This is a genomic window from Algoriphagus sp. (assembly GCF_013373065.1).
Taxonomy (GTDB): Bacteria; Bacteroidota; Bacteroidia; order Cytophagales; family Cyclobacteriaceae; genus Algoriphagus.
In genome coordinates this window covers 23,393-33,543 of the sequence record NZ_JABXIN010000036.1, presented here as the reverse complement: position 1 = coordinate 33,543, position 10,151 = coordinate 23,393, and the positions used below count along the sequence as shown (strand labels likewise).

8 protein-coding genes are annotated in these 10,151 nt (G+C 40.4%); 7 read left to right on the top strand and 1 reads right to left on the bottom strand.

What is annotated here, in order from left to right; translation table 11 throughout:
- Positions 1-2: 2 nt before the first annotated feature.
- Positions 3-1,781 carry a translational GTPase TypA gene (gene typA, locus HWE15_RS15945; RefSeq protein ID WP_290508535.1) on the top strand — a complete coding sequence of 593 codons (1,779 nt, stop codon included), beginning with the start codon at positions 3-5 and terminating at the stop codon, positions 1,779-1,781.
- A 100-nt stretch (positions 1,782-1,881) separates the two neighbouring features.
- Here the strand turns inward: typA and HWE15_RS15940 are convergent, their stop codons facing one another.
- On the bottom strand, positions 1,882-2,415 hold the full coding sequence (locus tag HWE15_RS15940; protein ID WP_290508534.1) for a VTT domain-containing protein: 534 nt from the start codon (positions 2,413-2,415) through the stop codon (positions 1,882-1,884).
- 417 nt (positions 2,416-2,832) lie between these two features.
- Here HWE15_RS15940 and HWE15_RS15935 point away from each other — a divergent pair, with 417 nt between their 5' ends.
- The 6 genes from HWE15_RS15935 (at position 2,833) to purH (ending at position 10,084) form a co-directional block, all read left to right on the top strand.
- On the top strand, positions 2,833-3,225 hold the full coding sequence (locus tag HWE15_RS15935; protein ID WP_290508533.1) for a Dabb family protein: 393 nt from the start codon (positions 2,833-2,835) through the stop codon (positions 3,223-3,225).
- Between the two features lie 45 nt (positions 3,226-3,270).
- Positions 3,271-4,587, top strand: a complete 1,317-nt coding sequence (locus HWE15_RS15930) for a S41 family peptidase (RefSeq protein ID WP_290508532.1) — start codon at positions 3,271-3,273, stop codon at positions 4,585-4,587.
- 80 nt (positions 4,588-4,667) lie between these two features.
- Positions 4,668-5,225: a phosphoribosylglycinamide formyltransferase gene (gene purN, locus HWE15_RS15925; protein ID WP_290508531.1), complete on the top strand. Its 558-nt coding sequence runs from the start codon at positions 4,668-4,670 to the stop codon at positions 5,223-5,225.
- A gap of 164 nt (positions 5,226-5,389) precedes the next feature.
- Positions 5,390-7,270 carry a CBS domain-containing protein gene (locus tag HWE15_RS15920; protein WP_290508530.1) on the top strand — a complete coding sequence of 627 codons (1,881 nt, stop codon included), beginning with the start codon at positions 5,390-5,392 and terminating at the stop codon, positions 7,268-7,270.
- Positions 7,254-8,462 (top strand): succinylglutamate desuccinylase/aspartoacylase family protein, encoded by a 1,209-nt coding sequence (locus HWE15_RS15915; protein ID WP_290508529.1) that lies wholly within the window; start codon positions 7,254-7,256, stop codon positions 8,460-8,462. Before HWE15_RS15920 ends, HWE15_RS15915 begins: the two co-directional genes overlap by 17 nt.
- Before the next feature lie 95 nt (positions 8,463-8,557).
- Positions 8,558-10,084 carry a bifunctional phosphoribosylaminoimidazolecarboxamide formyltransferase/IMP cyclohydrolase gene (gene purH, locus HWE15_RS15910; protein WP_290508528.1) on the top strand — a complete coding sequence of 509 codons (1,527 nt, stop codon included), beginning with the start codon at positions 8,558-8,560 and terminating at the stop codon, positions 10,082-10,084.
- The last annotated feature ends 67 nt before the right edge of the window (positions 10,085-10,151 follow it).

Genomic DNA, 10,151 nt, shown 5'->3' with positions numbered 1-10,151 from the left:
TTATCGCACACGTTGACCACGGAAAAACCACCTTGGTCGATAAAATTATCCACGCTTCCAAAATCTTCCGAGAAAATCAGCAATTCGATGATTTGATCCTGGATAACAATGACTTGGAGCGAGAAAGAGGAATTACTATTCTTTCCAAAAACGTTTCCGTACGCTACAAAGACACCAAAATCAATATTATTGATACCCCAGGTCACGCAGACTTTGGCGGAGAAGTAGAACGCGTATTAAAAATGGCTGACGGGGTGATCCTTTTGGTAGATGCTTTCGAAGGCCCGATGCCACAAACCCGATTTGTATTGGGAAAGGCACTTTCCTTGGGTTTAACCCCAATCGTTGTAGTCAACAAAGTTGATAAGGAAAATTGCCGTCCGGATGAAGTTCATGAGGCTGTATTCGACCTAATGTTCAATTTGGACGCAACTGAAGAGCAACTGGAATTTCATACCCTTTATGGTTCTGCGAAGCAAAATTGGATGGGGCCGGATTGGAAAAATCCAACCGATTCAATCCTTCCTCTTTTAGATGCGATTTTGGAATACATTCCTTCTCCAAAAATTGAAGAAGGCTCTTTGCAAATGCAGATCACCTCTTTGGATTACTCAAATTTCGTTGGTCGTATCGCCATCGGAAGAGTAAAAAGAGGAACAGTTTCCGAAGGACAACAAATCGCCCTATGCAAGGCCGATGGCAGCATCAAAAAAATGCGCGTAAAAGAACTTCATACATTTGAAGGTTTAGGTAAAAACAAAGTGCAAACTGTTCAAGCAGGAGATATCTGTGCGATTACCGGTTTGGAAGATTTCGAAATTGGGGACACAGTCGCTGATGTGGAGAATCCTGAACCGCTTCCGCGTATTGCGATTGATGAGCCTACCATGAACATGCTCTTCACAATCAATAACTCTCCATTCTTCGGTAAGGAAGGAAAGTTTGTTACTTCTCGTCACTTGAGAGACCGATTGATGAAGGAGATGGAAAAAAACTTAGCCCTTCGAGTAGAACCTACCGATTCAGAAGACAAATTCTTGGTTTATGGTCGAGGCATTCTTCACTTGTCTGTCTTAATCGAAACAATGAGAAGAGAAGGCTATGAGCTTCAAGTGGGACAGCCCCAAGTAATTTTTAAAGAAATCGATGGCATGCAATGCGAGCCTATCGAGACCTTGGTCGTAGATGTACCACAGGAAACTGCAGGCAAAGTCATTGAACTGGCTACCCAGCGAAAAGGTGAATTGTTGGTGATGGAGCCAAAAGGCGATTTACAGCACTTAGAATTTAAGATTCCATCCAGAGGATTGATTGGCTTAAGAAACAATGTTCTAACAGCTACCCAAGGGGAAGCAATTATGAACCATAGATTTTCTGCCTATGAGCCTTTCAAAGGCCCTATCCCAGGAAGAATTAACGGTTCCCTGATTTCCATGGAAGGTGGACCTTGTACTGCCTATGCCATCGATAAATTACAGGATCGGGGAATTTTCTTCATCGAGCCGGGAGATGAATTGTATACGGGTCAGGTAATCGGAGAACATTCCCGAGATAATGACTTAGTTGTTAACGTCCAAAAAGGCAAAAAACTGACCAATATGCGGGCTTCTGGTTCGGATGACAATACGCGAATTGCTCCTCCTAAGAGATTTTCTTTGGAAGAGGCCATGGAGTACATTCAAAAAGACGAATATTTGGAAATCACGCCGAAAAACATCCGAATGAGAAAGATTTATTTGGATGAAAATGAGCGAAACAGAATGGCTAAAAAAGAAGCTTAATTTCTAAATCAAAATTCAAGATTATTAATTATAAGAAGACCTCGGTGAATTTTCATCGAGGTCTTTTTTTATAAAAAGCAAAACTTAGTCTTTGACAACATTAGGTTTGAATCAACCACAATACATAAGCGTAAACAAAATATCTCAGGATTCTGAATAAGCTGTTTAGGATATACTTTCGCTTATCCAAGCCGGCAGCCCCTCCCAGTAATGAGATTAAAGAAAAAGGAAGCGGACTAATGGAGGCTACAATCACCATAAAGGCACCGTATCTCTTAAATAAATCCAGATACTTTTGAATATACTTATTGCTGGATTTGAGGATTTTGCTTTTGTGATTGATCAAAAGCCCAAGGTTAAAATTAAAATATCCTGCGGCATAAGAAATGAACGAAAAGAGTCCTATACTCAAGAAATAAGGCCCCATCCATCCAGTCTCGAGAGACCAAAGCATAAAAATCTCTGGAGGGATTATACCAAAAAGGACTTCTGAACCTACAAAAATGGACATTACAAGTAATGGATTATTGTAAATCGTCCCAAACCATTCCAATCTCTCCTGTTCTGTAAAGGATTTTCTAATCAAAAAAAACAAGACAACCAATACCCCCAAATAGAGGAAACCTTTGAGCATGTTTCTTAGAAGGAATCTTCCCTTTTCACCAATCAATGGCCTTTTATTATCGCTATCCAATTTATTTAAGTGAGCTAATACGTTTTATCATTAATGAGATAATTCGGACCAGATATATATTTCTGCCAGTCCTTCCATCTTTCTTGGAATAAATTCCTTTAGCGCTGCAGAATCTAAATTACTTATACCCTGATCTATCAGAAAAGCCCCCAGAATCACCATACCGATATAGGGCACACCCCAATCAGTTTTCCAGGTCTTCTACACTTCAAGTATTTAGACTTTTGCATCTTGTGATGTCCTAAATTACTATATCACGAGATTAGAATGAATCCTTATTAAAAATGGAATTCAGATTTTCCTTCTCCTAAATTAGATTCTCTATATTTAATGTTCTTAACCTGAGCACCTAGGGACATGAACAATCGAAGAAACTTTATAAAAACCGTAACAGCAGCTTCTGCAGCGGCTTTCTTACCTATCACCTCAATTTCAAAAGACATGAAAAACCAAAAAATGATCCACCAAGTATTCTTCTGGCTACACGATAAAAATGATACCGATGAATTTTTATCCAAAGCCGTTCCTATGCTTGGGCAGTGTAAGACTGTTGGACAATTCATTCCAGGAATCCCCGCTCCTACTGAAGCGCGAGATGTAGTTGACCACTCTTGGCATGTTTCCTGCACTTTGTTTTTTGACAGTTTAGAAGATCAAGCAGCCTACCAAGTTGATCCACTTCACTTGGAGTTTATTGAAAAGTATTCTTCCATGTGGAAGACGGTCAAAGTTTATGATATCGCGATTTAAAATCAATTCGACCTCTTTTGCGTTTTGATTATAAAAAAGCTGCCTATGAAAAATCTTAAATGGGTATTCGGGCTTTTGGTATTGAGCTTTTGGGCATGTGATCCTCCGGAAGAACCAGCACCTCAACCTCAATCCAATGTCGTAAGAGAAGCCATTTTCTCAACGATGAAGGAATGGTACTTTTGGAATATGGAGCTTCCTGCGAATGTCAATACGGGAGCTTATACTTCGAATGAAGAATTCTTGGATGCTATTATTTTCAAACCGCTTGATAGGTTTTCGTATCTGACGACTCAAGAGGCCTTTCAAAATGCGTTTGTAGGAAGAAATGCAGGACATGGTTTTGGATTTGGATTTGACGCTGAGGAACGACTGTATTTAACTTTTGTATTTGAAGAGGCTCCTGCCGGCAAAGACGGTTGGCAGCGAGGTTGGGAGATTATAGAAATCAATGGAAAACCCCTTTCAGATTATAAATCTGGGAATATCTACGATTTTCAATTAGGCCCACCTGATCCTGGAATAACAAATACGTTTACATTCCGACTCCCTGATGGAAGTGTTACCACACGAACCAATACAAAGGCGGAATACCAGTCCAATTCCGTGTTACACCAACAAGTTTTTGAATTGCAGGATAAAAAAGTTGGGTATTGGGTTTATCAAAGTTTCAAGGCTACTCCAGATGTGACACCAATTCAAAGTCGAGAGGTTGAAAACTCCATGAAATATTTCATGGAACAGGGGATTTCCGAATTGATTGTGGACTTAAGATATAATGGCGGAGGTTCTGTGGATGTAGCCGAACAGATCAATAATTACCTTATTAATCCGGGAAATTCAGACCGTTTGATGTACACCAACAAGCTGAACAATGCAAAAAGCAATTTCAATACATCTGAGATTTTCAAAAAGCTAGGCACACTCAATCTCAATCGTATCATCTTTATTACAAGTCGGGGCACTGCATCAGCATCCGAGTTGGTAATCAATGCCCTCGACCCCTACATGGATTTGGTCTTGATTGGGGATAATACCTTTGGCAAACCAGTTGGCTCATTCCCCTTAGCTCGCTTTAATCAGGTTTTACAAGAGAATGATGTCGAACTTGTTCCCATCACCTTTGCAATTGCAAATTCTCAGGGAAAAGCAGAGTATTTTGATGGATTCCCGGCGGATTTCAGTGTAAGTGACAGCCCGCAGTTTCAATGGGGTGATACCCGGGATTTGCGTTTGGCAGCTGCCCTTCAATACATACAAGAAGGGACAGTAAGTAGTCGTTTGCGACAAGAATTCTATCGACCCACATGGGAAATGATTGATGCTTTTAAAGGTTTACAACAAGAGTTTCCAGCCTTTTAATCAATTGAAAAGAAAGCAAAGGCTCCTTGTGAAAATCAAGGGGCCTTTTTTAATTTTACCTCGAATCAAATCCATTCACGTTGAAACGTCTCGCAATCCTTGCTTCAGGAAGTGGCTCCAATGCAGAAAAGATCATGGAGTATTTTCAAAATTCACCAAAGGCTAAAGTCTCCTTGGTCGCTTCAAATAAAACAGATGCCTTTGTCTTGAAACGAGCGGAAAAGTTTGGAGTACCTACTTTCACGTTTTCAAAAAAAGAAATGGACGCAGGAATCCTTTTGGAAAAACTTCAATCTGAAAAAGTGGATTGGGTAATTCTTGCGGGTTTTTTATTAAAGATTCCCGATGCTCTGATCAAGGCATTCCCTGATCGAATGGTGAACATTCACCCGGCACTTCTTCCCAAATATGGAGGAAAGGGAATGTACGGAATGCATGTACACGAAGCGGTGAAAACCTCAGGAGATCAAGAAACCGGGATTACCATACACTTAGTCAATGAGCATTATGATGAAGGTAAAATTATTTTTCAAGCAGCTACTCCCGTGACTGCTGAAGACACTCCAGAAACTATCGCAGAAAAAGTGCACGCTTTGGAACATCGGTATTTCCCTGAAGTCATCGATAGCTTACTTTGATTCAACCTTTTCTGATTACAAAAGAAAAGAAAGTCCTGAATTTGAATATTTCTCAAAATATGACAATCATCAGCTAAAAAGTTTGAAATGATTTTGAGATTTGATGCTGACAGCTACTGAGTTTCTCAGTATTATTTACGTTTAGCGCTTAAAATCAAAATTAAATGGGCGATCATCAGGTCAGTTTAGATGCAAATGCTCAGGCAAGAAATCTTTTTATAAGTCATCTTTTAGGAGATATTCAAGCCCTAGATTATTTAGTAAAAAATGATCTCCTTGAAAAAGGAGTAACACGTATTGGAGCCGAACAGGAATTTTGCCTAATCAATGAACATGGCCGCCCTACCAATCAAGCTGCTGAAGTCCTAGCAGATCTTCAAGACTCTCATTTCACCACCGAACTAGCGAAGTACAATCTTGAGATAAACTTGGACCCTATTCTTTTTGAGGGAGACTGCTTTAAAAAAATGGAGGATCAGCTAAAACAATTGATCCAAAAAGCGAAAAAGAGTAGCTCTAAATTTGGAGACCGGGTTTTAATCACAGGTATTCTTCCTACAATTTCAATGGATGAATTGTCCTTGAGTTACATGACCGAAAATCCCCGCTATTTTGCCCTCAATGATTTGATGAAAAAAGCGAGAGGGGGCAATTTCCGAATGAATTTTACGGGTGTAGATGAATTGTCGATCATTCATGATTCGGTGATGTTTGAGGCATGCAATACCAGTTTTCAAATGCATCTTCAAATTCAGCCTGATGATTTCGAATCCAGTTATAATTGGGCGCAGGCAATCTCGGGACCTGTCTTGGCGGTGGCTGGGAATTCTCCCATTCTTATGGGCAAAGAACTTTGGAATGAAACCCGAATTGCTCTCTTTCAACAAAGCATAGATACTCGGAAAATGTCCAAAGCCCAAACCACGAAGCAAGCTCGGGTGTCTTTTGGAAATTCTTGGGTTAAAGGAAATATCGTAGACTATTTCAGAAAGGAGCTTTCCAACTTTCGAATTTTATTAACCAAAGAAATAGAACAAAATGCCCTAGAAGAAATAGCCAGAGGGACTATCCCAAAATTAAAAGCCCTCAACCTTCAAAACGGAACCATTTATCGATGGAACCGACCTTGTTATGGAGTTTTAAATGGCAAACCCCATCTCCGAATTGAGAACAGATATATACCAGCAGGCCCCACCCCTGAAGATGAGATGGCAAATTTTGTTTTATGGGCAGGGCTCATGCAAGGAAGACCGAAAGCCTATGATGATTTGCCCTCTCTAATGGAATTTGAAGAAGTCAAATCCAACTTTATCAGAGCAGCACGATATGGTAATGAAACCTGCATGAATTGGATGGGAAAAAGAACACCTGCCAATCAGTTGATTCTCGAAGTTTTTCTACCCATTGCTAACGAAGGGCTTAAGAAAATGAATATTCCTACCGACACGATTACCCATTATCTGGGTATCATCGAAGGACGGGTAAAGAAGCAAACCGGCTCGCAATGGATGATCAAAAATTTCCGGATGCTTAAAAAAGAGCACAAAGTAGACGATGCCTTGGTTGCCCTGACACAATTAATTTATACCAATCAACAACAGGATGCCCCTATTTCGGATTGGCCGGATGTGAATGATTTTCACGAATTTGAAACCAAAGCCGGCAAGGTCGGACATATCATGACCACTACTTTAATTACGGCGGATGCAGAGGATTCTGCCCGATTAACGTTGGAATTTATGAACTGGAATAACATCCATCATTTGCCCGTGGTGGATAATCGGGAGCGATTAGTCGGATTAATCACCTATCGACATCTCGAAAAATTTTGGGAACAAATCCAAGAGCCTTCCTCTCAATTGCAGGCAAAAGACATCATGGTGAAGGAGGTGATTTACACTCATCCTTCCAACACTATCTCCCATGCTATCGAGCAAATAAGACAACATAATATTGGTTGTCTACCGGTGGTTCACAATAGCCATTTGGTAGGAATTATCACCCTAAAGGATCTTGAGAAATTTCAAAGTGCCAAATCAAAATAACCAGCTACCACCAAGTGAAGAAATTATTACTGATCGATTTATCGATCAACTAGAAGGTGATTTACCGGGTCCTCACCTAGTATTTTTTGGTGGAATCCACGGAAATGAACCTTCCGGAGTTTTTGCATTTAAAAATGTCATTCAGAAAATCCGGGATAAAAAGATTCCACTAAAAGGAAAAATTACAGGTATTGCCGGAAATCTTTGGGCTTTGCAACGTAAGGAACGTTTTCAAAAAAAAGACCTCAATAGACTTTGGACCAGGGAAAATATTGAAGCACTGAACCAAGGCCATTTTGTTCCCAGTAATGAAGATGAAGAGCAATTTGTAGAGCTTCACGATCTGATTCTAAAAATTATTGCCAATGAAACCGGCCCTCTTTATTTTTTCGATCTTCACACTACATCCAGTCAATCCATCCCTTTTATCCCAGTCAATGACAGCCTGATCAACCGGAATTTTGCCAATCAATTTCCCATTCCTCTCATTTTGGGAATAGAGGAGTACATTGACGGACCGGTTCTTTCTTATATCAATGAGCTCGGGTATGTTTCATTTGGATTTGAAGCAGGACAGCACGAGGATCCGCTTTCAGTCAAAAACCACGAGATATTTATCCAACTTTCCCTAGCTTTTGCGGGTGCTTGTTCTCAGGAAGACATGGAAGTAACGCAGCATTTGGAATTCTGGGATCGGAAATACGGTCCTTATGAGCACTTTTATGAGATCAATTTCCGATTTCATGTAGATCAAAAAATCCCTTTTCAAATGATGCCAGGATATGAAAGTTTTCAGGCCGTTAAAAAAGGAGAGAAACTGGCTATTTACGATAATAAAGAAATTTTCGCCACTAAAGACACCATGGTTTTTATGCCCCTTTACCAATCAAAGGGAGAAGATGGCTTCTTTTTAATTCGAAAAACACCTGAAATATTTTTGAAAATCTCTTCATTCCTGAGAAAAAACAAATTGGATAAAATTATTACGTGGCTACCCGGCGTGCGATGGACTTCTGAAGAAAAAGATTCTATGATCGTAGACCTTCGAGTTGCGAGACTTTTGGCAAAACCAATCCTTCATCTTTTTGGCTACCGCTTTGTTCAGCGGGACCAAACCCATTTGATCATTTGGAACCGAGAACGGAAATCAAAATACCGGGACTATGAAAACGAAGCTTGGTTCAAAGGCTAAACAAAGGAGGGATAAACCCCAATTTTTCCTTAGCCTTCTCTCCTTTTTTTCTACCTTTGCAACTTCATTGAAATTCAACCCAATCCATTCCAAAAATGGCTGTCAAAAAAATTCAATCTGCACTCATTTCAGTCTTTTATAAAGACAATCTAGAACCGATTATTGCCTTACTCAAAAAGCATGGAGTTAAAATTTACTCCACTGGCGGAACTCAGAAATTTATCGAAGAACAAGGAGCGGAAGTCATTCCGGTTGAAGAATTGACTAGCTATCCTTCCATTTTCGGTGGAAGAGTGAAAACTCTTCATCCAAAAGTTTTTGGAGGGATTCTCTACCGAAGAGAAAATGAAGGCGATGTATCGCAAGCCGCAGAATATGACATTCCTGCCATCGATTTAGTGATTGTAGATTTATATCCATTTGAGGAAACAGTGGCTTCCGGAGCTCCTGAGGCTGACATTATTGAAAAAATTGATATCGGGGGAATTTCCCTAATTCGGGCTGCAGCCAAAAATTTCAAGGATGTAGTCATTGTCGCCTCCAAAGATCAATATGGTGAATTGGAAGCAAAATTGGAATCACAAGGCGGAGGAACAACCCTGGAAGACCGACGCTATTTTGCTGCTCAAGCCTTCCAAGTTTCTTCGAATTACGATACACATATTTTCAACTACTTTAACCAAAGCGAAAATATCCCGGCTTTGAAGGTTTCTGAAAACAGATCCAAAGCCCTTCGCTACGGAGAAAACCCACATCAAGCCGCTCATTTCTACGGAAATTTGGATGATCTTTTTGATCAGTTGAATGGAAAGGAGCTTTCCTATAACAATTTGGTAGATATTGATGCTGCGGTGAATTTGATTGCCGAGTTCCCTGACCAGACGGCATTTGCGATTTTGAAACATACCAATGCCTGCGGTTGCGCAACTGCTGCAACGGTAAAAGAAGCTTATCAAAAAGCTTTTGCGGCTGATACCGTTTCTGCTTTTGGAGGAGTATTGGTGACCAATCGAACCGTGGACAAAGCAGCTGCTGAGGAAATGCATTCGCTATTCTTCGAAGTATTGATCGCACCTGATTTCACTGAGGAGGCCTTAGAGCTTTTGAAAGGAAAGAAAAACAGAATCTTGCTTCGCCAAAAAATGGCATTGCCAGGCACCAAAATGATCAAAACGCTTTTAAATGGTGTAATCGAACAAGACAAAGATTTAGCTACAGAAAGCAAAGCGGATTTCAAAGTGGTTACCAAAGTAGCTCCAACAGAGAAAGAACTAGACGCCTTGGTTTTCGCAGCAAAAGTATGCAAGCACACCAAGTCCAATACTATTGTATTGAGTAATGACTCTCAATTATTTGCTTCTGGAGTAGGACAAACTTCCCGAGTGGATGCCTTGAAGCAGGCAATCATCAAGGCCAAGGAATTTGGCTTTGACTTGAAAGGTGCTGTAATGGCATCAGACGCCTTTTTCCCCTTCCCGGATTGTGTAGAGATCGCCGATAAAGAAGGAATTACCGCTGTTGTCCAACCTGGAGGGTCCATCAAAGACCAGGATAGCATAGACTATTGCGACGCTCATGGAATGAGCATGGTAATGACTGGTGTGAGACACTTCAAGCATTAATTGAGAATCTAGTTTTAAGAGAAAAGTATAAAGACCTCTGGTGAATATGCCAGAGGTTTTTTTGCTT

Excerpts from the sequence above, each read along its gene's own strand:
- HWE15_RS15940 (WP_290508534.1), bottom strand. The coding sequence starts at position 2,415 with ATGCTCAAAGGTTTCCTCTATTTGGGGGTATTGGTTGTCTTGTTTTTT.
- HWE15_RS15935 (WP_290508533.1), top strand. The coding sequence starts at position 2,833 with ATGAACAATCGAAGAAACTTTATAAAAACCGTAACAGCAGCTTCTGCA.
- HWE15_RS15930 (WP_290508532.1), top strand. The coding sequence starts at position 3,271 with ATGAAAAATCTTAAATGGGTATTCGGGCTTTTGGTATTGAGCTTTTGG.
- HWE15_RS15920 (WP_290508530.1), top strand. The coding sequence starts at position 5,390 with ATGGGCGATCATCAGGTCAGTTTAGATGCAAATGCTCAGGCAAGAAAT.
- purH (WP_290508528.1), top strand. The coding sequence starts at position 8,558 with ATGGCTGTCAAAAAAATTCAATCTGCACTCATTTCAGTCTTTTATAAA.